The sequence below is a fragment of the Winogradskyella vincentii genome (genome assembly GCF_020166345.1).
GTDB lineage: Bacteria > Bacteroidota > Bacteroidia > Flavobacteriales > Flavobacteriaceae > Winogradskyella > Winogradskyella vincentii.
Map to the genome: position 1 here is coordinate 435,647 of NZ_JAIUJS010000002.1, position 23,027 is coordinate 458,673.

The 23,027-nt window shown below is 33.9% G+C and carries 20 protein-coding genes, 1 tRNA gene and 1 riboswitch; of the genes, 8 read left to right on the plus strand and 13 right to left on the minus strand.

Features of this window, described 5'->3' with window-relative positions:
• Positions 1 to 262 precede the first annotated feature (262 nt).
• The 3 genes from serS to LBV24_RS05150 form a co-directional block, all read right to left on the minus strand.
• Positions 263 to 1,534, minus strand: a complete 1,272-nt coding sequence (serS, locus tag LBV24_RS05140; protein ID WP_224477517.1) for a serine--tRNA ligase — start codon at positions 1,532 to 1,534, stop codon at positions 263 to 265.
• Between the two features lie 90 nt (positions 1,535 to 1,624).
• Positions 1,625 to 2,932, minus strand: coding sequence for an HTTM domain-containing protein (locus LBV24_RS05145; protein WP_224477518.1), 1,308 nt, complete (start codon positions 2,930 to 2,932; stop codon positions 1,625 to 1,627).
• Positions 2,925 to 3,833, minus strand: coding sequence for a bifunctional riboflavin kinase/FAD synthetase (locus tag LBV24_RS05150; protein ID WP_224477519.1), 909 nt, complete (start codon positions 3,831 to 3,833; stop codon positions 2,925 to 2,927). Before LBV24_RS05150 ends, LBV24_RS05145 begins: the two co-directional genes overlap by 8 nt.
• 101 nt (positions 3,834 to 3,934) lie before the next feature.
• Here LBV24_RS05150 and LBV24_RS05155 point away from each other — a divergent pair, with 101 nt between their 5' ends.
• Together LBV24_RS05155 and LBV24_RS05160 are read left to right on the plus strand one after the other, a co-directional pair.
• Positions 3,935 to 6,646 carry a thrombospondin type 3 repeat-containing protein gene (locus LBV24_RS05155; RefSeq protein ID WP_224477520.1) on the plus strand — a complete coding sequence of 904 codons (2,712 nt, stop codon included), beginning with the start codon at positions 3,935 to 3,937 and terminating at the stop codon, positions 6,644 to 6,646.
• 20 nt (positions 6,647 to 6,666) lie between these two features.
• Positions 6,667 to 7,566, plus strand: a complete 900-nt coding sequence (locus LBV24_RS05160) for a PorP/SprF family type IX secretion system membrane protein (RefSeq protein ID WP_224477521.1) — start codon at positions 6,667 to 6,669, stop codon at positions 7,564 to 7,566.
• 1 nt (position 7,567) lies between these two features.
• Here the strand turns inward: LBV24_RS05160 and pth are convergent, their stop codons facing one another.
• The 3 genes from pth to LBV24_RS05175 all read right to left on the minus strand — a co-directional run bounded on the left by pth (position 7,568) and on the right by LBV24_RS05175 (position 10,017).
• Positions 7,568 to 8,200 (minus strand): aminoacyl-tRNA hydrolase, encoded by a 633-nt coding sequence (gene pth / locus LBV24_RS05165; RefSeq protein WP_224477522.1) that lies wholly within the window; start codon positions 8,198 to 8,200, stop codon positions 7,568 to 7,570.
• Between the two features lie 73 nt (positions 8,201 to 8,273).
• The gene (locus tag LBV24_RS05170; RefSeq protein ID WP_224477523.1) at positions 8,274 to 8,924 is read right to left on the minus strand and encodes a 50S ribosomal protein L25/general stress protein Ctc; all 651 of its coding nucleotides are present in this window, start codon (positions 8,922 to 8,924) and stop codon (positions 8,274 to 8,276) included.
• Positions 8,925 to 9,078: 154 nt separating this feature from the next.
• A complete protein-coding gene (locus LBV24_RS05175) occupies positions 9,079 to 10,017 on the minus strand; it encodes a ribose-phosphate pyrophosphokinase (RefSeq protein WP_224477524.1) in 939 nt (312 codons plus the stop codon).
• Between the two features lie 144 nt (positions 10,018 to 10,161).
• Here LBV24_RS05175 and LBV24_RS05180 point away from each other — a divergent pair.
• Positions 10,162 to 10,243, plus strand: a tRNA-Leu gene (locus tag LBV24_RS05180).
• A gap of 36 nt (positions 10,244 to 10,279) precedes the next feature.
• On the opposite strand, the gene metF is transcribed toward LBV24_RS05180, so the two are convergent.
• From metF to LBV24_RS05200, 4 genes are read right to left on the minus strand one after another with little or no spacing between them, the layout of a single operon-like run.
• On the minus strand, positions 10,280 to 11,236 hold the full coding sequence (gene metF, locus LBV24_RS05185; RefSeq protein ID WP_224477525.1) for a methylenetetrahydrofolate reductase [NAD(P)H]: 957 nt from the start codon (positions 11,234 to 11,236) through the stop codon (positions 10,280 to 10,282).
• Position 11,237: 1 nt separating this feature from the next.
• Positions 11,238 to 13,919, minus strand: a complete 2,682-nt coding sequence (metH, locus tag LBV24_RS05190) for a methionine synthase (protein WP_224477526.1) — start codon at positions 13,917 to 13,919, stop codon at positions 11,238 to 11,240.
• Entirely contained in the window at positions 13,919 to 14,920 is a 1,002-nt protein-coding gene (locus LBV24_RS05195) for a homocysteine S-methyltransferase family protein (RefSeq protein ID WP_224477527.1), read from the minus strand. The genes metH and LBV24_RS05195 overlap by 1 nt, the downstream gene beginning before the upstream one ends.
• 7 nt (positions 14,921 to 14,927) lie before the next feature.
• Positions 14,928 to 16,097, minus strand: a complete 1,170-nt coding sequence (locus LBV24_RS05200; protein ID WP_224477528.1) for a trans-sulfuration enzyme family protein — start codon at positions 16,095 to 16,097, stop codon at positions 14,928 to 14,930.
• Positions 16,098 to 16,204: 107 nt separating this feature from the next.
• A riboswitch (SAM riboswitch) is annotated at positions 16,205 to 16,329 on the minus strand.
• A gap of 134 nt (positions 16,330 to 16,463) precedes the next feature.
• Between LBV24_RS05200 and LBV24_RS05205 the strand changes: the two genes are divergently transcribed.
• The 3 genes from LBV24_RS05205 to LBV24_RS05215 all read left to right on the plus strand — a co-directional run bounded on the left by LBV24_RS05205 (position 16,464) and on the right by LBV24_RS05215 (position 19,197).
• Positions 16,464 to 17,054, plus strand: coding sequence for a HupE/UreJ family protein (locus LBV24_RS05205; RefSeq protein WP_224477529.1), 591 nt, complete (start codon positions 16,464 to 16,466; stop codon positions 17,052 to 17,054).
• 104 nt (positions 17,055 to 17,158) lie between these two features.
• A complete protein-coding gene (locus tag LBV24_RS05210) occupies positions 17,159 to 17,590 on the plus strand; it encodes a deoxycytidylate deaminase (RefSeq protein ID WP_224477530.1) in 432 nt (143 codons plus the stop codon).
• The gene (locus LBV24_RS05215; RefSeq protein WP_224477531.1) at positions 17,590 to 19,197 is read left to right on the plus strand and encodes a S41 family peptidase; all 1,608 of its coding nucleotides are present in this window, start codon (positions 17,590 to 17,592) and stop codon (positions 19,195 to 19,197) included. Before LBV24_RS05210 ends, LBV24_RS05215 begins: the two co-directional genes overlap by 1 nt.
• Here LBV24_RS05215 and LBV24_RS05220 read toward each other — a convergent pair.
• The 3 genes from LBV24_RS05220 to LBV24_RS05230 are packed head-to-tail and all read right to left on the minus strand — an operon-like array spanning position 19,187 to position 20,596.
• Positions 19,187 to 19,798, minus strand: coding sequence for an FAD-dependent oxidoreductase (locus tag LBV24_RS05220; RefSeq protein WP_224477532.1), 612 nt, complete (start codon positions 19,796 to 19,798; stop codon positions 19,187 to 19,189). The two genes, LBV24_RS05215 and LBV24_RS05220, sit on opposite strands and share 11 nt — an antisense overlap.
• The gene (locus LBV24_RS05225) at positions 19,795 to 19,998 is read right to left on the minus strand and encodes a hypothetical protein (protein ID WP_224477533.1); all 204 of its coding nucleotides are present in this window, start codon (positions 19,996 to 19,998) and stop codon (positions 19,795 to 19,797) included. Before LBV24_RS05225 ends, LBV24_RS05220 begins: the two co-directional genes overlap by 4 nt.
• Positions 19,999 to 20,014: 16 nt before the next feature.
• Positions 20,015 to 20,596 carry a MarC family protein gene (locus LBV24_RS05230; RefSeq protein ID WP_224477534.1) on the minus strand — a complete coding sequence of 194 codons (582 nt, stop codon included), beginning with the start codon at positions 20,594 to 20,596 and terminating at the stop codon, positions 20,015 to 20,017.
• Positions 20,597 to 20,685: 89 nt separating this feature from the next.
• Here LBV24_RS05230 and LBV24_RS05235 point away from each other — a divergent pair, with 89 nt between their 5' ends.
• Together LBV24_RS05235 and LBV24_RS05240 are read left to right on the plus strand one after the other, a co-directional pair.
• The gene (locus LBV24_RS05235; protein WP_224477535.1) at positions 20,686 to 21,258 is read left to right on the plus strand and encodes a DUF3109 family protein; all 573 of its coding nucleotides are present in this window, start codon (positions 20,686 to 20,688) and stop codon (positions 21,256 to 21,258) included.
• Between the two features lie 479 nt (positions 21,259 to 21,737).
• Complete coding sequence (locus LBV24_RS05240) at positions 21,738 to 23,027, plus strand: ribonucleotide-diphosphate reductase subunit beta (RefSeq protein ID WP_394371113.1); 1,290 nt, start codon at positions 21,738 to 21,740, stop codon at positions 23,025 to 23,027.

Sequence of the window (23,027 nt, forward strand, 5' to 3'; positions counted from 1 at the left end):
TTAAATATGATTCAGTTACTTTGTCTTGGTTTCTTAAGTATTATTTTATTAATAATTTAAGTATTACAACAAAACTTTGCTTACCATAACAACTAAAGTCGCGAGTAAAACCAGTCGTTTTATATTTTTCATTTCTAGGTCAGTTATCGATTTGGATTACTAACTTGACGAAAATAAATAAAAAAAACGAAGAAATACACAAAAATTCGATTAAAAACACATTTTTTTAACACTACATGCCTTTCAGAAGATGTTTTTCGTGCTATGAAATAATATCGAAACCTGTGTAGGGTACTAGTACTTCTGGGATTTTAATACCATTTTCTGTCTGACAATTTTCTAAGATTCCAGCCAAAACTCTAGGTAGTGCCAATGAACTTCCATTTAATGTATGGCATAATTCATTTTTACCTTCATTGTTTTTAAAGCGTAATTTTAGTCGATTGGCCTGGAAAGTTTCAAAATTTGAAACAGAAGAAATTTCTAACCAGCGATCTTGAGCAGTAGAGAAAACTTCAAAATCATAAGTAAGGGCTGAGGTAAATCCTAAATCACCACCACAAAGACGTAATATTCTATAAGGTAATTTTAATTCTTTCAAAATGCCCTTAACATGTTCTACCATACCGTCTAGTGCATTGTAAGAATTATTAGGGTGCTCCACTCTAAGAATCTCTACTTTATCAAATTGATGCAAACGGTTAAGACCTCTAACATGTGCACCATAACTGCCAGCTTCTCTCCTAAAGCAAGGCGTATAACCAGTAACACTTATAGGTAGGTCACTCTCAGTTAATATTGTATTTCTGAAGATGTTTGTTGCAGGAACTTCAGCCGTAGGGATCAAATATAAATTATCTGCAGTTACATGATACATTTGCCCCTCTTTATCCGGTAATTGACCTGTGCCAAATCCTGAAGCTTCATTTACTAAATGTGGCACTTGGTATTCAGTATATCCAGCTTCAGTATTCCTATCTAAGAAATAAGTAATTAGTGCACGCTGTAATTTTGCACCTTTACCTTTATATACAGGGAAACCGGCACCAGTAATTTTATTACCAAGCTCAAAATCAATAATGTCGTATTTCTTTGCTAGTTCCCAGTGTGGTAACGCACCATCAAATAATGTAGGTATATCACCTTCTCTATACACTTCTTCATTATCTTCATCTGTATTACCAGAAGGAACAATAATGTTAGGAACATTTGGTATAGTATAAAGTAAGTTGTTGAGAGCTTCAACTTTAGCATTTAATTCTTGTTCAAGCTCTTTGGTATCTTCCTTTAATTGCGTTGTCTTCTCTTTTAAAACATTTGCTTTCTGTACCTCACCAGATTTGAATAAAATTCCTATTTCTTTTGATATGCTATTAGATTCTGCTTTAACATTATCTAATTTAGTTTGTAAAGCTCGTCGTTCTTCATCAAATAAAATGGCATTATTAACCATCTCTGAAGCATCAATATTTCGTTTTTGCAATCGATTTATTATGTCTTCTTTATGAGCTCTTAAAAATGCAACTTGTAACATATCTGTAACTTTGAAATTATGCCATTGGGAAGGCTAAAAAATGAAAGACAAATGTAATAAGAATTTAACCAGATAAAAACAAAACCGACCCTATTTTGAGGGCATAATCCAATCATGATGTTTGAAGTGATACCATTGTTCTTTCGCCAAATCTATATTTGGATCTATGAGAAGTTTTGAAGGTTGATTATTTACTCTAATATAGGTTCTTGCATATACTTCAACAGTTTTACCTTTTTTAGCAAAATCTTCCTTGAGAATTTGAGCAAACTGCCAGATAATATCAGGTTTTGTGCTAGCTCCATTCATCTGTTTTTTAGTCAAATAGTCTTCTAATTTAATTGGCCATATTTCTTTGGTCTCAGAATCAATAACTTTATAGCTGGCTTTACCACTTTTAGCACGCAACATCATTCGCCATGATAATCTATGACCTTCTTCTGTCCAAAGTACATCATCCTGAAAAAAATGATGTCTTAATGGCAATGCAAGATGGATTAAAAAATAGATTATAAAGACACTGATTATTGCCTTACCGTATTTTGGCACAGGGACTTCATTTTCTATATAAAGAGGTTTTTTCTTTAAAAACAGAGCTCTAATTGTTTCTGGGCTAAAAAAGAATAAACTAAAGGCTAAGGACAGATAAGGAAATATGCCAATTTGAAAAACAATTGAATTGAACAGATGAAAAAATATAGAAGCGAAAAAAGCAATTCGTCTTGTTGGTTTAAATAATAATAATGGAATTATGAGACCATCGAACAAAATACCTCCATATGCTATGAAGTAGTGTATTGGTTTCTGTTGAAGCAGTACTCCAATAACCGGATAATTAGCTTTACCTCGCATGAGTAATTCAATTACAGACGTGTCTAACCAATCAGGGTAAAGTTTTGCGATAGAAGCATAAGTGTACAGTATAAAAAGTTGAATTACAAAGACCCATTTACACCAACTAGGCATGGAAATTTGTTTAATGGATGGTTTCAATTTAGCATCTATTGAAGCATAACGATGTGCTGGTAAAAAAACCATGAGAAAACTCAATATAAATAATAAATAATAGTGATTGTTGTAAGCTGATTTTTGCATTAAATATGTTGCCGTCCACATAATAGCAAACATTAGCATACTAAATCTATATTTATAACCAACCATTATTAACAGGCCAAAAAGACCCATTATTATATAATAAGCATACATCCAATTACCAGGTAGTGGTTGCAACCATTCGAAGCCAATAAATGAAAACGTAAAATCGGGTTCAATTAAGGTGCGTTTTACCCATCCTGTAAAAACGGCACCTACAGATTCCAGGAAACACAATAATCCAAATACAATGCGAAAAACTACAAGTCCAGAATTATCAATATGCTTAAATAAAAACTTATTCATTCATTTTTTCAATGTATTCTAGGGCACTTTTTCTGTCTTCTCTTAATTGAGATTTGAGGGCTTCAAGATTTTTGAACTTCTGTTCGTTTCGCAGTCGTTTTAAAAATTCGATTTTTAATTTCTGATTATACAAATCCTCGTTATAATCAAAGAAATGAACTTCTATAGATCTTCCTTTATCACTAATTGTTGGGTTAGTACCAATATTCATCATCCCAAATACAATCCTATTATCTAATTGACATTGTACCACATATACGCCATCTTTTGGTATAAGTTTATACGATTCTTTGATTTGAATATTTGCGGTAGGGAAATCCAATTTGCGTCCTAAGCCCTTACCTTTTACAACCAGACCAGTTACAAAATAATTATAGCCTAAATAACTATTAGACAAGGACACATTACCTTCATTTAGTGCATTTCTAATTTTAGTAGAACTGACCGTAACATCCTTAATATCTTGGGCCGAAATTTCTTTAATTTCAAAATTGTATGTTTTTGCATATTCCTTTAGATCTTCAATATTGGCACTTCTGTTTTTCCCAAAATGATGATCATACCCTACAACTATATATTTTGTATTTAATTCATCAATTAAAATGTCCTTTACATATTCTTCGGCAGAAAGGTTGGCAAATTCTTTAGTAAATTCTTTTACAATGACCTCTGCTATACCATAAGATTTTAAAATATCAATTCGTTCATCAATTGTATTCAGTAATTTGATAGAATCGTCTTTTTGAAGCACCATTCTAGGATGTGGGAACAAGGTTAAGACAATAGGTGTAAAGCCTCGTTTTTCAGCAAGCTTAACTACTTTGTTTAAGATTTTTTGGTGCCCAATATGAATACCATCAAAAGTGCCTATTGTTGTTACTTTTCCTGTTGTTACAGTCAATCTATATAAATTATGAGGTTTAGAATTTTTCGGATATTCTAATAATCGTTTGTTTAAAAAATAATAAATTCGAGAAAATTTAATTTTCTACACAAACACTTATGAAAACAAAGCTACATTTTGTTTTGTCATTATCCATGTTTTTATGTGTATTTTCAGTTTTGGCCCAACAAAGTTATTGGGAAGAAACCAAAGAAACAGAATTTATCAATGACGACAAGCCCCAACTCAATCAAGAAAACTATCAAACATTTAGTTTAAACCTTGAAGAATTAAAGAGCCAATTGGCAAATGCTCCTTTACGAAGTGCAAATAATACACAATCTCCAACAATTGTTCAATTGCCTATTGCAAGCGGTAAGCTTGAACGATTCACAATTGTAGAATCACCTGTATTATCAGAAGAGTTATCACAATTATATCCTGAAATTAGAACCTATTTGGGTTTTAGCATAGAAAACCCAGGTACAAGAGCACGATTTAGTGTTACACCTCAAGGGTTGCAGACTATGATTTCTAGTCCTGATATGCCAACCAGTTTTACAGTACCCTTTTCGCGTACGGATAGTTCGAAATATGTTAATTATACACAAGATGTAAGAAAGGAAAAAAATAAAGATTTTGATTGTACAACTCTGGACGAATTTTTCGCTATTGATATAGGCAATTTAACCAATAGAGATGCAAATGATCAGACCTTAAGAACCTTTAGAATTGCAATTTCAACAACTGCAGAATATACTGGGTTTTGGGATGATGGAAATGCAGGCAATGGAGATGCAGCTCAAGATGCCTTGGCGCAAGTAGTATCTACCTTAAATCGAACGAATGAAGTATTTGAAGTTGATATGGCAGTTACTTTCAATTTAGTAACAGGTACCGAAATTATTTTCACCAATCCGGCAACAGACCCTTACAATGGTAATTTTAATAGCGAATTGCAAAATACATTAACCAATGTTGTTGGAGAGGCCAATTATGATGTTGGCCACTTGTTTCATTTTGGTGGTAACAATGGTAATGCTGGTTGTATAGGATGTGTTTGTGTAGATGGTGCAAAAGGATCAGGATTTTCTTCGCATTCGTTTTTAGATAATGATGGTGGGCCGTATATGTCAGATTTTTTTGATATTGATTATGTACCGCATGAAATCGGACATCAAATGGGAGCAAATCATACATGGTCGTTCAGTAGTGAAGGCACAGGTGTTAATGCAGAACCAGGCAGTGGAACCACCATTATGGGTTATGCTGGGATTACTGGACCAAATGATATACAAGACCATTCAGACCCATACTTTCATTATTTTAGTATACTGCAAATACTCAATAATTTACAGTCTAGAACATGTTGGGTCGGAACTGCAATAGGCAATAATCCTCCAGTTGCAAATGCAGGCAATAACTTTACAATACCTATTGGGACAGCATTTGTTTTGAAAGGAGATGCTACAGACTCTGATACAGGTGATGTTCTTACCTACACATGGGAACAAATAGACAATGGCGTAACAACAACAAGTGATTTTGGACCTGATAAATTCTCTGGAGCTTTATGGAGGTCTAGGCCACCTAGCACATCGCCAGATCGTTACATGCCAATTATTGAGCGCGTAATTTCTGGTCAATTAACTGAACAATTTCCAGTTGAAACAGTAGATAATACATCATGGGAAACTGTATCTAACGTGTCAAGAACCTTAAATTTTGCATTAACTGTTAGGGATAGAAGTGAAGCTAATGGCACTGGCCAATCACCACAAAGTGATTTTGACACTATGATGATAACAGTAGATAATAATGCTGGACCTTTTACAGTGACCTCGCAGACTACCAATGAAATGTGGGATGTAGGAACTAACCAAAATATAACTTGGGATGTTGCTGGTACAGACTCAGGTGCTGTAAATACATCTACAGTAAATATATTGCTCTCTTTAGATGGTGGATTTACCTACCCAATAAATTTGGCTTCAGACACACCAAATGATGGTACTCAAATCATAGTCGTACCAAGTTTGGGCGCAGACGTAACTAATGCCAGAGTTAAAGTTGAAGGGAACAATAATATTTTTTATGCAATTAATTCAACTGACTTTACCATTCGAATTGTTGATGATATTGATGGTGATGGTATTCTTAATTCATTAGATAATTGTCCAGAAATCGCAAATGCAGATCAGGCAGATTTGGATAACGATGGAATTGGTGATGTCTGTGATGATGATATTGATGGTGATGGAGTCTTAAACACAGAAGACAATTGTGCAGATGTTGCAAACCCTAGTCAAGGTGATGCTGATAACGATGGCATTGGAGACGAGTGCGATGAAGATTCTGATAATGATGGTATTTTGAACACTGCTGATAACTGCCCACTTGTACCTAATGTAGATCAATTAGATAATGATATGGATGGTATTGGTGATGCGTGTGATGACGATGACGATAATGATTCAGTGTTAGATACAGAAGATAATTGTCCGTTCGACTTTAATCCTGATCAATTAGATGTTAATAATAATGGAATAGGAGATGCTTGTGACAGTATGATTGTCTATGATGTACTTACACCAAATGGTGATGGAATTAACGATACCTGGACTATCATAAATGCAGATAGATACCCTAGTGCTATTATTAAGGTGTTTAACAGATGGGGAAAAGACGTGTTTAGCACCGTTGGTTATAATAACGATTGGAATGGAACGTATAGTGGTAATACCCTACCAACAGGTTCTTATTATTATCAGGTAGATCAAAATGGAGATGGGACAGTGATTTTAACAGGATGGATTTACTTATCATTTTAAGAGCAATTAATTTGAAGACAATGAAATTTTACAAATATATTTTAATAATACTTGCAGTTTTTTCAATTAAGTTAATTCAAGCCCAGCAAGAACCAAATTATATGTTGTATAGGTATACAATGAATGTGATAAACCCAGCTAATGCTGGCGCAGACGAAAGTGATCATCTAACAACAAATTATAGAAAACAATGGGTTAATATTGAAGGTGCACCTGAAACACAAAGTTTCTTTTATTCAAGAAAAATGAATGATAAAATTGGTCTTGGTTTGTCCTTGGTAAGTGACAAAGTTTTTGTTGAAAGCCAGACAAGTTTTAATATAGATTTTTCATATAATCTTCAACTCTCTCGATGGTTGAATTTGTATCTTGGATTAAAGGCAGGAGGAAGTACTTATGATGTAGATAAAGGAGGTCTAGATAATTATGGCGTTCAAGATGATCCGGTTTTGGGAAATATTGACAGTGGGTTTAGACCAAATTTTGGTGCAGGTGCTTATTTAGTTCATCACAAGTATTATATATCACTTTCTGTGCCTCGAATCTTATCCAGTAAACGCATAGATGAGGAGGAAGGAAGAATAACTCAGGCAACTCAAGAAGCCCATATTTATTTGTCAGGTGGTTACAATTTTACCATAAGCGATAATACGGAATTTAGGCCATCAACCATGATAAGATATGTAGGTGGCTCACCTATATCCGTAGACTTGACTGGTGCGTTTAGGTTTAATGATAGATTTGAAGTGGGAGTTGCATACCGTACAGATGCTGCATTTGGTGGATTATTGATGGTAAATGCCTTAGATTGGTTAGATGTCGGTTATGCTTATGAAAGTTCAACAAGAAGTGAAATCACAGATAATAGCAGCGGTATACATGAGCTATTCCTTAGATTTAAATTTAAATCGAGGGAATAATTTATTTCCCATTATATTCATTCATGGTATTATTAACCCCAGCTAGGACAAATGATTTTATTAGTTCTACGGAAATGTTTAATCGTTCGTCAAGTTTAGACTCTTCTTCTTCATTCCATTCTCCCAATACATAATCAACTTGTCGGCCTTTGCTGAAACTATCACTTATTCCAAATCTAAATCTATTGTATTTGGTGGTCTGTAGTTTATCTTGTAAATCTTTTAATCCATTATGTCCACCATCGCTTCCTTTGGTTTTTAACCTAAGAGTACCAAAAGGAAGATTTAAATCATCAGTAACGACAAGTAAATTTTGCATGGGTATTTTTTCCTTTGTTAGCCAATATTTAACAGCCTTACCACTAAGGTTCATATAAGTACTTGGTTTTAAAAAGTAAATTGTACGGCCTTTAAGCTTAAAAGTGGTTATATCACCAAGCTTTACAGTTTCGAAAGACAAACTTTCTTTTTTTGCAAAAAAGTCCAATATTTTAAATCCAATATTGTGTCTTGTATTGGCATATTTATCACCAATGTTACCGAGACCAACGATTAAGTACTTTTTCATTGTTTCAACTTCATTTTTTTCAATTTCCTTACTAAAACCAAGCCAAATTTTTATTTTCTCCCACATGTAGTTGTATTTGTGCAAAAATAAAAAAGCATTCTCATAAAGAATGCTTTTTAAATATCTAGTAAAGTAAAAACTACTCTTGAGCTTCAGCTGCAGGAGCTTCAGTTGCTGGTGCATCTGTAGTTGCTCCTTCTTCAGCAGTTCCTTCTTCTTCTTCCTCTTCCTCATCAACAACAGCCAATCTACTACGTCTAACCTGACAAACAACTGTGTTGTCTGGGTGTAATAATTTATAATCGTCGTTTTTCAGTTCGTGGATATATAATTTACTTCCAATTTTTAATGGCGTAATGTCTATTTCGATAAAATCAGGTAATTTAGAAGGTATAGCCTTAATCCTTAATTTACGGTAAGGTCTTCTTAAGTTACCTCCATTTAAAACACCTTTAGAAGTCCCCACTGTTTTCACAGGAATTTCCATAGTGATTTCTTTGTTTTCGAAGATCTGATAGAAATCTACGTGTAGAATTCTGTCAGTTACTGGGTGAAATTGAATGTCTTGCATAACAGCATTAAACGATTCACCGCCATCTAGAGCAATCACAACAGTATGCGCATCTGGAGTATACACTAACTTTGAGAAAGCCAATTCTGGTGCAGAGAAATGCAATGGCTTGTCTCCTCCGTATACTACGCAAGGAACCTGACCAGCATTACGTAAGGCTTTTGTTGACTTTTTGCCTACGCTTTCTCTTTGAGATCCATTAATTGTAATTGATTTCATTTTTTGAAATTGTTTGTTATTATTAATAATTTCCCTTAAAAAAGGGGTGCAAATTTAAGAATATATTGTTGAAATACTAGTGATTACCTCATTTTTTTGAGATAATTGAGCCGTGTTTAATAGGCAAATGATAATTGGTAATCTTTAAATCTGCTTAGAGTACAAATTTATTACTGATAGATTGATTATTATGAACGTTATTCATTACCTCTGCAAACAGGTTAGCACAAGTTAAAACCCTCAACTTTTTACTTTCATTTCTTAAAGGTATAGAATCGGTAACAATAAGTTCTTCAAGAGCTGAATTTTCTAGCCTTTCATAGGCACTACCAGATAAAATAGGATGCGTACAGATTGCTCTTACACTCAATGCACCTCGCTCCATCATAAGATCTGCAGCCTTGGTTAATGTACCAGCAGTATCAACCATATCATCTACCAGTACTACATTTTTTCCTGTAACGTCACCTATTAATTCCATATGGGAAATAACGTTTGCCTTAGCACGTTGTTTATAACAAATTACTACATCACTTTGTAATGCTTTTGAATAGGTATAAGCTCGTTTTGAACCTCCCATATCAGGAGATGCGATGGTTAAGTTATCTAAATTTAAACTTCTTAGATATGGCAAGAATATAGTCGATGCAAATAAGTGATCCACCGGTTTTTCAAAAAACCCTTGTATTTGGTCTGCATGCAAGTCCATGGTTATGATTCGAGTTGCCCCAGCGGCCTCTAACATTTTAGCAACCAATTTGGCTGCAATTGGTACTCTAGGTTTATCTTTTCTATCTTGTCTTGCCCAACCGAAATATGGCATAACTGCAGTAATATGTCTTGCTGATGCACGTTTCGCTGCATCAATCATCAATAACATTTCCATTAAATTTTCAGGGCCTGGATGTGTAGAACCAATGATAAATATTCGAGTTCCCCTAATTGATTCCTCATAAGAAGGTTGAAATTCGCCATCGCTATAAGTTGAGGTAATTACGTTACCTAATTTAACACCGTAGGCTTTTGCAATTTCTTCTGCAAGATATCTACTTTGTGAGCATGTAAAAATTTTGGCTTCGGTTGCGAATGGCATATCAAAAGAGTAATAAAAGGGTTAATTAATAAGGGTTTTTTAGCAAAGCCCAAATTTAGGAAAATAATTTACTGGTTGGAGTATAAAACAAGGGCTTTTTTGTTGACTCCGAAGAAATATTTTCTATTTTTGCTGTCCTGTTTTGCTCAAGTGGCGGAATTGGTAGACGCGCTGGATTCAAAATCCAGTTCCTTCGGGAGTGTGGGTTCGATTCCCACCTTGAGTACATAAAAGCTTCAAGTTTTACTTGAGGCTTTTTTAATTAAAAAACTGCTGAAGCTACCGCTTTGATATTGTCACTTTTTCCCATGGAATAATAGTGTAATACTGGGATGCCAGCTCTTTGAAGCTCTTTTGATTGTTCTATGCACCACTCAATACCAACTTGTCTGACTTCCTTGTTGTCTTTACATCTAACAATGTCTATGATAAGTGCTTCAGGTAAATCAACATGGAAACGATGCGGAATTAAATTTAATTGCTTTTTAGTTGAAATTGGTTTTAACCCAGGTATTATAGGCACCGTTATGCCTTCTTTGCGACATTTTTGGACAAAATCAAAATACTTTTTGTTGTCAAAAAACATTTGTGTTACAATATAAGTGGCTCCTTTTTTTATCTTCTTTTTTAAGAAATGAATATCACTATCTAAACTTGGAGCTTCCATATGCTTTTCAGGATATGCGCCAACACCAATGCAAAAGTTTGTTGAAGTAGTATTTTGAAGTTCGTCGTCTAAATACTTTCCAGAATTTAAATTTGAAATTTGAGAAACTAATTCACTTGCATAGGCATGCCCTTCCTTTTCGGGTTTAAAGTAGGTTTCACTTTTAACGGCATCGCCTCGCAATGCCATGACATTATCGATATCTAAAAAATCTAAATCGACCAAAAAGTTTTCCGTGTCCTCTTTTGTGAAGCCGCCACATAAAATATGAGGAATGGCATCAACACCATATTTATTTTGAATTGCGGCGCAAATACCAACTGTACCAGGTCGTTTCTTAACGATTTGCTTTTTAAGTAAACCATTCTCAACTTCTTTATATACATATTCCTCTCTATGATAAGTGACATCAATAAAAGGTGGTTTAAACTCCATTAAAGGATCAATATTGTCAAAGATGGATTGTATATGTTGTCCTTTTAAAGGTGGTAATATTTCAAATGAAAATTGTGTTTTACCGTTAGCGTTTTTTATATGTTCTGTTACTTTCATATTAATTAGCAATGTTTGGGTTTAACCATTTTTTGGCTTCTTCTATTGTTATCCCTCTACGCTTACTATAATCTTCAACTTGATCATGGGTTATTTTTCCTAACCCAAAATATTTAGCTTCTGGATTAGCAAAGTAATAACCACTGACACTCGCAGCTGGCCACATCGCAAGACTATCTGTAAGTTTTACACCAATGTTTTCTTCGACATTTAATAGTTTCCAAATGGTATTTTTTTCTAAATGATCTGGGCAGGCAGGATATCCTGGCGCCGGACGAATCCCCTTATAATTTTCTTTAATTAGTTCTTCGTTTGATAGGTTTTCATTCTCTGCGTAATTCCAATGATTGGTTCTTACTTCTTTATGCAAATATTCTGCAAAGGCTTCAGCTAAACGATCTGCCAATGCTTTAATCATTATAGAATTATAATCATCGTGTTCTGCTTCGAACTTAGTAGCCAGTTCGTCCGTACCAAACCCTGTACTAACGCAAAAGCAACCTATATAATCTGCTTCATTTGAGGCTTTAGGTACAATAAAATCAGCTAGTGCTATGTTAGGTTTTCCTTCTGATTTTTTTGATTGCTGACGTAGGGTTAAAAACGTATCCAAAACATTTCCCGATGCGTCTTTAATTTCTATATCGTCGCCATTAACTGAATTAGCCTCAAACAACCCAAATATGGCTTTTGCTTTTAAAAGTTTTTCATCAAAGATTCGCTTTAGTAATACTTGGGCATCAGCAAACAATTCAGTGGCTTGTTTACCTACGATTTTATCTTCTAAAATATCCGGAAATTTTCCATGTAAATCCCAACTTCTAAAAAATGGTGACCAATCGATAAAATCTTTAAGTTTTGTAATATCGAAATCTTTGATGACCTGAATTCCCAAGGACTTTGGTTTTACGATTTCAGTAGTTTCCCAATTGACTTTAAACTTATTATTTCGAGCTTCTTCAATTGATAAATAGGATTTCTTCTTTCCACGTTTTAAGAATTGTTCTCTAAACAAATCATATTCTTCACGAATTTGATTTTTATAGATTTTATTATCCTTTTGAAGCAGATTTCCTACTACAGTAACAGCTCGTGAAGCATCATTAATGTGCACAACAGTATTGCTATAATTTGGTGCAATTTTTACTGCTGAATGCGCTCTAGAGGTTGTTGCTCCGCCTATAATTAGAGGAATGTCTAATTGTTCTTTTTCTAAGGCCTTAGAAACATAAACCATCTCATCTAGCGAAGGTGTTATTAATCCACTTAAACCTATAATGTCGACATTCTCTTTTTTTGCTGTTTCTATTATCTTTTCTGGAGGCACCATAACCCCAAGATCAATTATCTCATAATTATTACAACCCAAAACCACACTTACTATATTCTTACCAATATCATGTACATCTCCTTTTACGGTTGCCATTAATATGCGACCTGCAAACTCTTGTTTTCCATCTTTTTCAGCTTCAATAAAAGGTTGTAAATAGGCCACTGCTTTTTTCATTACTCTTGCTGATTTTACCACTTGAGGCAAAAACATTTTACCGCTTCCAAAGAGGTCTCCTACTACATTCATTCCAATCATTAAATGCCCTTCAATAACTTCAATTGGTTTGTTAGATTGTAATCTGGCTTCTTCAACGTCTTCAATAATAAATGTATCAATGCCTTTAACCAAAGCATGTGTAATCCTATCCTGCAAGGAGTCATTTCTCCATTCTTGCACAGTGTTTTCCTGTTCTTTTTTTTGTCCCTTAACTGATTCAGCAAAATCTAATAGGCGTTCAGTGGCATCGTTACGTCTATCAAATAAAACATCTTCAACTCGCTCTAATAAGTCTTTGTCAATTTCGTCATAAACTTCAAGCATTGTTGGGTTAACGATACCTAGGTTCATTCCATTTTTTATGGCATTAAATAAAAATGAAGAATGCATAGCTTCTCTAACAACATTGTTTCCTCTAAAAGAAAACGAAACATTGCTTACGCCACCTGAAACATTAGCATAAGGTAAGTTCTCTCTAATCCATTTAGTTGCTTCGAAGAAATCGAGTGCATTTCTACGATGCTCCTCCATACCTGTTGCTACAGGAAAAATATTTGGATCGAAAATTATGTCTTGTGGAGGGAAATTTACTTCATTGACGAGAATATCATAAGAACGTTTACAAATCTCTATTCGTCTATTATAATTGTCTGCCTGGCCAGTTTCATCGAATGCCATAACAATGACTGCTGCTCCGTAACGTTTAATGAGTTTTGCTTGTCTTTTGAATTCGTCTTCTCCTTCCTTTAGACTTATTGAATTTACAACACATTTTCCTTGTACAACTTGTAATCCAGCTTCAATGATTTCCCACTTAGAGCTATCAATCATAATTGGGATTCGAGAAATATCAGGTTCTGATGCGATCAAATTTAAAAAAGTAGTCATGGCATAGACACCATCTAACATCCCTTCATCCATATTTACATCTAGAATTTGAGCTCCACCTTCTACTTGATGTCTTGCCACCTCTAACGCTTCATTATATTTTTCCTCTTTTATTAGCCGAAGAAATTTTCGAGATCCAGTAACATTGGTTCTTTCTCCGACGTTAATGAAGTTGCTTTCTGGAGTAACAACTAATGGTTCTAGTCCAGATAAGGTTAAATATTTTTTACAGTCACTATCTGCCATTATACTAATTCTTCAATTAATCTTGGTTTATAGTTATTGGCAACCTCTGCAATTGCTTTAATATGATCAGGACTTGTACCACAGCATCCTCCAATGATATTAACAAGACCATCTTTGAGGTAGTCTTCAATATAGCCTTGCATCTGTTTAGGTGATTCATCATATTCTCCAAAGGCATTCGGTAAACCAGCGTTGGGATGAGCAGATGTATAAAACTCTGTTTCATTGGATAAGCGTTGTAAATAAGGCTTTAATTGTTCTGCACCCAATGCGCAGTTAAAACCAACACTTAATAATGGAACATGTGATATTGAAGTTAAAAATGCTTCTACGGTTTGACCTGATAAAGTTCTGCCTGAAGCATCAGTTATTGTTCCAGAAACCATTATTGGGATATTAATATTTCGTTCTTCTTTCACTTCTTCAATAGCAAACAAAGCAGCTTTGGCGTTTAATGTATCGAAAATGGTTTCTACTAAAAGTAAATCTACACCTCCATCAATCAAGGCTTCGACTTGTTGCTTATAAGCAATTCGTAATTCATTAAATGTAATGGCTCTATATTCTGGGCGGTTAACATCTGGTGATAAACTTGCTGTTTTGTTTGTTGGCCCAATGCTACCGGCTACAAATCGTGGTTTTTCAGGGTTATCATTGGTAAATTTATCAGCGACTTCTTTTGCAATTTTAGCAGATTCATAATTCAGTTCGTAGACTAGATCTTCCATATCATAGTCTGCCATCGCTATGGTGGTACCTGAAAAAGTGTTAGTTTCTACAATATCTGCACCAGCTTCAAAATACTTTGCGTGAACTTCTGTTATAGCTTTGGGCTGTGTAAGTGAAAGTAAATCATTATTACCTTTTAAAGGCGTTGGGTAGTCCTTGAAACGTTCTCCTCTAAAGTCTTTCTCAGAGAAATTATATTGCTGAAGCATGGTTCCCATGGCGCCATCAAGGACTAAAATTCGCTTTTGGATTTCTGTTTGGATGTTATACATAATCTATTTATTGTTCTAATGCTTGACTTAAATCGTTGATAATATCTTCTACGTGCTCTAATCCTACAGAAACTCGAACCAAACCACCTGTTATCCCTGTTTGTAAACGGTCTTCCTCAGATAGTTTAGCATGTGTTGTTGATGCAGGATGTGTTACTATACTTCTGGTGTCACCTAAATTGGCTGAAAGCGATAATAACTTTATTGAATTAAGAAATCGTCTTCCAGCATCCACTCCTCCTTTTACCTCAAAAGCAACGACATTGCCTCCAAGCTTCATTTGTTGTTTGGCTAATTCAAATTGTGGATGCGATTTTAAAAAAGGATATTTTACAAAATTGACATTACTGTGGGATTCTAAAAATGTGGCCACTTTTAACGCGTTTTCACAGTGTTTTTCTACTCTCACTGGTAAAGTCTCTAAACTTTTGGACAGAATCCAAGCGTTAAATGGAGATAAAGCTGGACCAGTATTTCTTGCGAAGAGATAAATTTTTTGAATTAATTCTGCTGAGCCTACTGTTACTCCTCCTAAAACCCTGCCTTGACCGTCTATTAATTTTGTTGCTGAATGAATTACCAAATCAGCACCATATTTTATTGGCTGCTGTAAATAAGGTGTTGCGAAACAATTATCGACGATAAAAATGAGATTGTGATTTTTTGCAATCTGAGCCAAACGTTTTAAATCCAATATATCTACTGCTGGGTTTGTTGGGCTTTCAGCATATATCACTTTAGTATTTGGTTGAATTAGATGTTCAATTTTATCTACTTCATCTATTTTGAAATAGGTAGTTGAGATATTCCATTTTGGAAGAATATTATCGAAAAATGTTTGTGTTGAACCAAATATACTTTGTGATGAAACTATATGATCATCAGAATTTAATAGTGCTGCGAATGTTGAGAAAACCGCTGACATTCCAGAAGCAAATGCATAACCTTGCTCTGCACCTTCCATTTTACATATTTTTTCAACAAATTCTGAGTTGTTAGGGTTAGAGTATCTACTATAAATATTTCGTTCTTTCTCATCAGCAAAAGATGCTCGCATATCTTCTGCATCTTCAAAAACATAACTAGATGTTAGATACAATGGATTAGAGTGTTCTAAAAATTGAGAACGATCTATTTGAGTCCGGATGGCTTCAGTTTCTATATGCTTAGCGCTCATTTTTCAATCCTTTAAATAATTAAGTCAAGGTCAAATGCCACTTAATAGTGTACTTAATCGAAAAATGTTATAAAGAATATGGTAATTACAGCTAAGTAATTAGGCTTGTGTTATCTATCCGGATTAGCAAAAAATGACTTGCGTTTCCAAGTAGAATTTAGCACCTTCTTAGTAAGTCTAAGGGTTGCTAAGGCTTCAATGGGTCTAATCCCTCCACCTTTCTTAATAACATTTCAGTAAGTTATTTGAACTTTGAAGAGCAATATTCGAAAACAATTAAGGAATTACCAAATTTTATTCACTTTATTTTATAAATGAAGTATTTTATTAATATTGTAACTTTGACCTATCCCAAACGAAATAATTATGTTAGAAAATTTTTGGTTTAATGTTCAGTATGGCATTAATCATGTACTTGACCCAAATGGCTACGACCATGTACTTTTTTTAATGGTTTTAGCTGTTCCTTATGTTTTTAAAGATTGGAAACGCGTTTTAATTCTCGTTTCTATGTTTACTTTAGGCCATACCTTGTCCTTGGTTTTGGCGGCTTATGGTGTAGTGAGCGTAAACGGAAAGTTGGTTGAATTCTTAATACCAGTTACCATTTTAATTGCTGCTCTTTATAATGTCTTCACTGCTGGAAAAAAAGAAAAGTCTAGCAAATTAAGTTTGTTATTTTTTGCCACCTTATTTTTTGGTCTAATTCACGGACTGGGCTTCGCAAGGGAATTTAAAATGTTTGCAGGTCAGTCTGAAAACAAATTAGAGCTTTTAATAGAATTTGCTCTTGGTATTGAAATCGCCCAGATAATAATAGTTTTTGTCGTTTTATTTTTAGGTTTCCTGTTTCAGACCATTTTTAGGTTTTCAAAAAGAGACTGGGTTATGGTATTATCTGCTGTTGTAGTTGGTTTGGTAATTCCAATGATTCTTGGCAGTGATCTATTGAACTAGCACTCAAAGTTTGGTAAAACTTTAACTCCTAGCACATTGTTTTTAAAATAGTATACTTTTATCTTCGTTATTAACATTGTACGTTTGTGCAATAAAAATCATTAATGTCAAAAACAAAACAGAGACGGTACGACAAAGCTTATTTGCGAATTGCAAAGGAATGGGGAAAGTTATCCCATTGTGAGCGAAAGCAGGTTGGTGCTATTATAGTTAAGGATAGAATGATTATCTCTGATGGGTACAATGGTACACCAACTGGTTTTGAAAATTATTGTGAAGATGATGAAGGATATACCAAGTGGTATGTTTTGCATGCAGAGGCCAACGCGATATTAAAAGTGGCTTCATCAACGCAGTCTTGTAAAGGGGCAACATTATATATAACGCTTTCGCCTTGCAAAGAATGTAGCAAGCTTATTCATCAAGCTGGTATTGTTAGAGTGGTTTATCATCAAGGCTATAAAGATGATTCAGGATTACAATTCTTGAAAAAAGCAGGAGTAGAATTAGAGTTTATAGGTGACTTAGAAGCATAATGTCAACAAAGAATAAATACATACCGTTAATAATTGGTGTTGCTATAGCAACAGGTGTAGTCATTGGAGGAAAATTAAACTTCACGGATACTTCAGACCGACTTTTTACTACCAATAGCAAAAAGGACAAGCTTAATCGATTGATAGATTACATTGACTACGAGTATGTTGATGATATTAATACCGATAGTATAGTTGATGTCACTGTCAATGGAATTTTAGATAATCTAGATCCACATTCCACCTATATACCTGAAAAAGATTTACAAAGAATTACTGAAAATATGAAGGGTGATTTTGTTGGGATAGGAATTAATTTTTATGCCTACAATGATACCATAGCCGTAGTAAAACCAACAGAAGGAGGTCCAAGTGAAAAAGCGGGTATACTTAGTGGAGACAGGATCTTAATGGCAGATGGCGATACAATATATGGTCGTACCATTACCAATGAAATAATTACAAATAAACTTAAAGGAGATAAGGATACAAATGTAAGACTAACCGTTTTTCGCAAGGGCGAAAAAGACTTATTAGAGTTTGACATCCAAAGAAAGGATATACCAATTAAGAGCGTTGATGCATCTTATATGCTAACCGATGAGTTAGGTTATATAAAAATTAATCGTTTTGCTGAGTCAACCTATAAGGAATTTAAAAAAGGATTGGATGAGCTTCAAGACCAAGGTGCAACCAAGTTAGTATTAGACCTAAGAGATAATCCTGGAGGGTTTTTGGGCATTGCAGAACAAATTGCCGATGAGTTTTTGGAAGATAAAAAACTCATAGTTTATACTCGAGATAAAAAAGGTAGGGAAGAAAGAACCTATGCGTCAAAACGTGGTGATTTTGAAAACAATGAAATCTATATTTTAATTAATGAGAATTCAGCTTCAGCCAGTGAAGTTATTGCTGGTGCTTTACAAGATAATGATAAAGGCATAATCGTTGGGCGACGTTCTTATGGAAAAGGATTGGTTCAGAGAGAAATGGCCCTTGGAGATGGTAGTGCAGTGAGATTAACAGTTTCTAGATATTATACACCAACCGGTCGCTCTATACAGCGCCCATATGAAAATGGACAAAACCAAACCTATTTCAGGGATTATTTTAAAAGACTAAGAACTGGTGAGCTTGCAGATTCGGATAATATTAAAGTTGATGATTCATTAAAATTTACAACTCCAAAAGGTAAAGTTGTTTATGGAGGTGGAGGTATAATTCCAGATATTTTTGTCCCTGTTGATACTGCATTTGATAATGAAATGATCAATTATATGCGTCGTAGAGGTTTATTTGGATTTTTTGTTTTTGAAGAATTAGATAAGGATCGAAGTAAATATCAAGATTTAACTAAATATGATTTCATTAATAATTTTGAAGTAAGCGATGAAATGGCCTTACGCTTTAAGGACTATGTTAACTTTAAAGAAGATTCAAACGTTACTTTTGTTGCATATAGAGACGAAATAAAACGACTCATCAAAGCTACTTTGGCACGTCAATTATTTGATGATAACGCTTATGACGAAGTGATTAATAGAGATGATAAAATGGTGCAGGAAGTAATTCTATTAAGTACTGAATATCCTAATTTTAGACAGTAACCTTATCGTGTACTTTGGTATGCTTTCCGTCATTCCAGAGTGTTAATATGTCTGTTGCTACTTGTGCTCCACTGCCACAAGCAATTGAAAACTGGCTACGCCAACCAGCTAATGTACCAGCCACATATAAATTATCCTTGACTTTATGATCTTTATTATTAAGCCAAATCCTATTTTTCTCTGTATTCGCTCTTGGATGTGGCTCAATGTAATCTTCAAGTCCTTTAATAGTAATTAAACTTGTGTATCCAACTGTAACCACCACAAGCTTTGAATTATATGAAGTTTTATTGGTATTTATTTTAAAACCCTGATCAGTTTCTTCTATTGAAGTCACCTTTTCATTGTCAATTTGTATAACATGTGGGTAGTTAGATTTTAATTGCGCCTTCCCTTGTTTTAATATGTCACTTCCCAGAGTGCCTTGCTGTAACCCAAGTACATTATTAAATAACGCATTTTGTAAATGAGAAGTTTTTTGATGTGCAACAATTCCAATTTTTTTGTCAATTGCGAATGGTTTGTTTTTGGCAGATCCCAATACCAGTGCACACGACATACCTGCCGCACCAGCTCCAACAATCAATACGTCAAAACTCATTTTCGCTTTTTTTGAAGTGCCTCAATTTTTTTTGATATGCGTAAAATTTGAAGTAATATCACTGCACATAACCCAGCAATAATAGTCAATATAGCAATGTAACTGTCTCCTTCAAAGGGTGCGTCTAAATTAATTTTAGTAGCATTAAAAATGATTATTGCTACAGCGAAAACGGTTAGTATTAAGGTAAATACCTTCATAAATTATGCAATTAGGTTAAACAAATAAGACTTTAATATTTGTTGCGAATAGCTTCACGGCAATTGCAAGCAAAATTACACCAAAAACTTTTCTTATTATGTTAATTCCGTTAGTGCCTATTAATCGTTCTATTTTAGCTGAGGTTTTAAGAACTATATATATAAATATAACATTGCAAATTACGGCAACAATTATATTTTGAATCTCAAATTCTGCACGCAAGGACAATAAGGTTGTAAGACTTCCAGGGCCAGCAATAAGTGGAAATGCCAACGGGAAAACAGAAGCTGTCAATGCATTATGCTCTTCATCTTTATATAGCGTAATACCTAAAACCATTTCTAGTGCAATAAAAAAGATTACCAAAGCACCAGCTACTGCAAAAGAATTTACATCTACTCCAATTACACTTAAAAGGCTTTTCCCTAAGAATAAAAATACAATCATTATTACACCAGCAATTAGCGAAGCTTTTTCACTTTGAATATGCCCAACCTTTTTGCGCAAGTCAATAATTATAGGAATATTGCCAATAATATCTATTACAGCAAATAACACCATAAAGGCAGTGATTATTTCTTTAAAATTAAGTTGCATGTCTTAGTTTTTAAATTTCGCCGCAAAGGTGCGATTTAATTACAGATTTACAATATGAAATAACAGTAAAGTTTATTTATTTTTGCCCTATGTTTCAATTGGGAAAAGCAATAGTTTCAGAAGAAATAATTGAGAACGATTTTGTCTGTAATCTTTCAGCGTGCAAAGGTGCTTGTTGTATAGCTGGCGATGCTGGTGCTCCGTTAGATAAAAATGAAGTAAAGATCCTTGAAGATATCTACCCAAAGGTTAAACCCTTTTTGAGAAAAGAAGGTATAGACGCTATTGAAACACAAGGAAAATCAATTATTACAGAGTTTGGTGATTATGAAACACCTTTGATTGATGGTGAAGATTGTGCTTATGTCGTCTTTGATGATAATAAAACAGCTATGTGTGGTATAGAGGTAGCATATAATCAAGGTGCAATCGATTGGAAAAAACCAGTGTCTTGCCATCTCTATCCCATAAGAACAAGAGAGTATTCAGAATTTACAGCGGTGAATTATGATAGATGGGAAATCTGCGACGATGCTTGTTCATTGGGTAAGGAATTGCAGGTTCCTATTTACAAATTTGTTAAAGAGGCATTAATTAGAAAATTTGGTAAGGATTGGTATGAGAAATTGGAAAAAATTGCTTCTGAAAAAAACGAAAAATGATTTTTGTTTAAGTTTTTAACTCTAAACCTTGTTCAATCTTTCTTTGGTATTCTCGAATCTTTAAGTGCCTTTAAACATATACCCTAGCTTAATATTTAACAGGATAATACTTACAATATATAATTGAACAAAATTTTTATATATTACTGATAGTCAGTTATTTATATCAAAAAATTAAAAATTCCTTTGTTTATGGGCATTCTTAAAGTTTGTTAAAAACTTGTTGACAACGTTTATTAGTTTGTCTTTTAATTTTAAAGACAATTCTCAATCTTTGTTAAGGGTTAAGTAAAAAATGGATTTTAATAGCGGTTTTTTGAGCCTAAAATCAAAAGATCTCTGTTTTTGAAAATTTCAGACCCCATTTGTCCCTCATTTAGGGAAATATTAAACACATTTTACGGCATTTGCTAATTGAATTAGGGATAATTATGAATTTATTCCGCAGGTCTTTTAGCCTCAAAATTTAAGAACAAACTATGGAAACCAAACAACTGGAAATCAAGGAAATTATCAAAAGAGATTATGAAACAAGTCCGTTTGTATTAAATAAAATTTCCAATGCTATTGAAAAAGCAATGATGTCTGTTGGTAATGGCACTAAACAAGACGCTAATGAAATTTCTATAAATGTGTTACAAGCATTATTAGAAAGAAAGAGAAACGATTATAAGTATGTACCAACGGTTGAAGAAGTACAAGATCTGGTTGAAGACAAACTAATGGATAGCGCTTTCCATGATGTTGCAAAAGCGTACATATTATATAGAGACGAACAAGCAAGAAATAGAAAGACTAATATTTTTGAAAAACGTATAAATTTAAAGCCATATGAGTATCCTGCATTAAACGATTATGTTGATGCCATTAGACATTCATATTGGATTCATTCTGAGTTTAATTTCACTAGCGATATCCAAGACTTTAAAACTAGACTTACTATAGTAGAGCAAAATGCCATTAAAAACACAATGTTGGCTATTTCTCAAATTGAGGTAGCAGTTAAATCGTTTTGGGGCGATATATACCACAAAATGCCTAAACCAGAAATAGGATCTGTGGGAGCAACATTTGCTGAGAGTGAGGTACGCCATCATGACGCCTATTCTCATTTATTAGAAATACTCGGTCTTAATAACGAGTTTAAAAGATTAAAGAAGAATCCTGTAATAATGCGTCGTGTACATTATTTAGAGACTGCATTAAAGAATGCTAAAAGTGAGGATAATAAAGAATATGCAGAATCAATTTTATTGTTTTCACTCTTTATAGAACACGTGTCTCTATTCTCGCAGTTCTTAATCATTATGGCTTTTAATAAACATAAGAATATGCTAAAAGGTATTTCTAATGTTGTTGAAGCTACCTCTAAAGAGGAGCAAATTCATGGTGATTTTGGTATAGATATTATCAAAATTATTAAGGATGAGAATCCAACTTGGTTCGGTGAAGAATATAACACTATTGTAAGGGTAATGTGCGAAGAAGCTTTTGATTCTGAAAGTAGAATCATCGATTGGATATTTGAAGCAGGAGAATTAGACTTCCTTCCAAAGAATGTAATAAATGAATTTATAAAGAACAGATTTAATAATTCTCTTCAAAGCATAGGAATTGATAAAGTGTTCGATATCGATGAGACCTTACTAGAACAAACCGAATGGTTTGATGATGAAATCATTGGTACTAAACACGGAGACTTCTTTGTGAAACGCTCTATCAATTATAGCAAAAGAACTAAAAGTATAACAAGCGACGACTTATTTTAA

Coding starts and splice junctions, on each gene's coding strand:
- serS (WP_224477517.1), bottom strand. CDS start 1,534: ATGTTACAAGTTGCATTTTTAAGAGCTCATAAAGAAGACATAATAAAT.
- LBV24_RS05145 (WP_224477518.1), bottom strand. CDS start 2,932: ATGAATAAGTTTTTATTTAAGCATATTGATAATTCTGGACTTGTAGTT.
- LBV24_RS05155 (WP_224477520.1), top strand. CDS start 3,935: ATGAAAACAAAGCTACATTTTGTTTTGTCATTATCCATGTTTTTATGT.
- LBV24_RS05160 (WP_224477521.1), top strand. CDS start 6,667: ATGAAATTTTACAAATATATTTTAATAATACTTGCAGTTTTTTCAATT.
- pth (WP_224477522.1), bottom strand. CDS start 8,200: ATGTGGGAGAAAATAAAAATTTGGCTTGGTTTTAGTAAGGAAATTGAA.
- LBV24_RS05170 (WP_224477523.1), bottom strand. CDS start 8,924: ATGAAATCAATTACAATTAATGGATCTCAAAGAGAAAGCGTAGGCAAA.
- LBV24_RS05175 (WP_224477524.1), bottom strand. CDS start 10,017: ATGCCATTCGCAACCGAAGCCAAAATTTTTACATGCTCACAAAGTAGA.
- metF (WP_224477525.1), bottom strand. CDS start 11,236: ATGAAAGTAACAGAACATATAAAAAACGCTAACGGTAAAACACAATTT.
- metH (WP_224477526.1), bottom strand. CDS start 13,919: ATGGCAGATAGTGACTGTAAAAAATATTTAACCTTATCTGGACTAGAA.
- LBV24_RS05195 (WP_224477527.1), bottom strand. CDS start 14,920: ATGTATAACATCCAAACAGAAATCCAAAAGCGAATTTTAGTCCTTGAT.
- LBV24_RS05200 (WP_224477528.1), bottom strand. CDS start 16,097: ATGAGCGCTAAGCATATAGAAACTGAAGCCATCCGGACTCAAATAGAT.
- LBV24_RS05205 (WP_224477529.1), top strand. CDS start 16,464: ATGTTAGAAAATTTTTGGTTTAATGTTCAGTATGGCATTAATCATGTA.
- LBV24_RS05210 (WP_224477530.1), top strand. CDS start 17,159: ATGTCAAAAACAAAACAGAGACGGTACGACAAAGCTTATTTGCGAATT.
- LBV24_RS05215 (WP_224477531.1), top strand. CDS start 17,590: ATGTCAACAAAGAATAAATACATACCGTTAATAATTGGTGTTGCTATA.
- LBV24_RS05220 (WP_224477532.1), bottom strand. CDS start 19,798: ATGAGTTTTGACGTATTGATTGTTGGAGCTGGTGCGGCAGGTATGTCG.
- LBV24_RS05225 (WP_224477533.1), bottom strand. CDS start 19,998: ATGAAGGTATTTACCTTAATACTAACCGTTTTCGCTGTAGCAATAATC.
- LBV24_RS05230 (WP_224477534.1), bottom strand. CDS start 20,596: ATGCAACTTAATTTTAAAGAAATAATCACTGCCTTTATGGTGTTATTT.
- LBV24_RS05235 (WP_224477535.1), top strand. CDS start 20,686: ATGTTTCAATTGGGAAAAGCAATAGTTTCAGAAGAAATAATTGAGAAC.
- LBV24_RS05240 (WP_394371113.1), top strand. CDS start 21,738: ATGGAAACCAAACAACTGGAAATCAAGGAAATTATCAAAAGAGATTAT.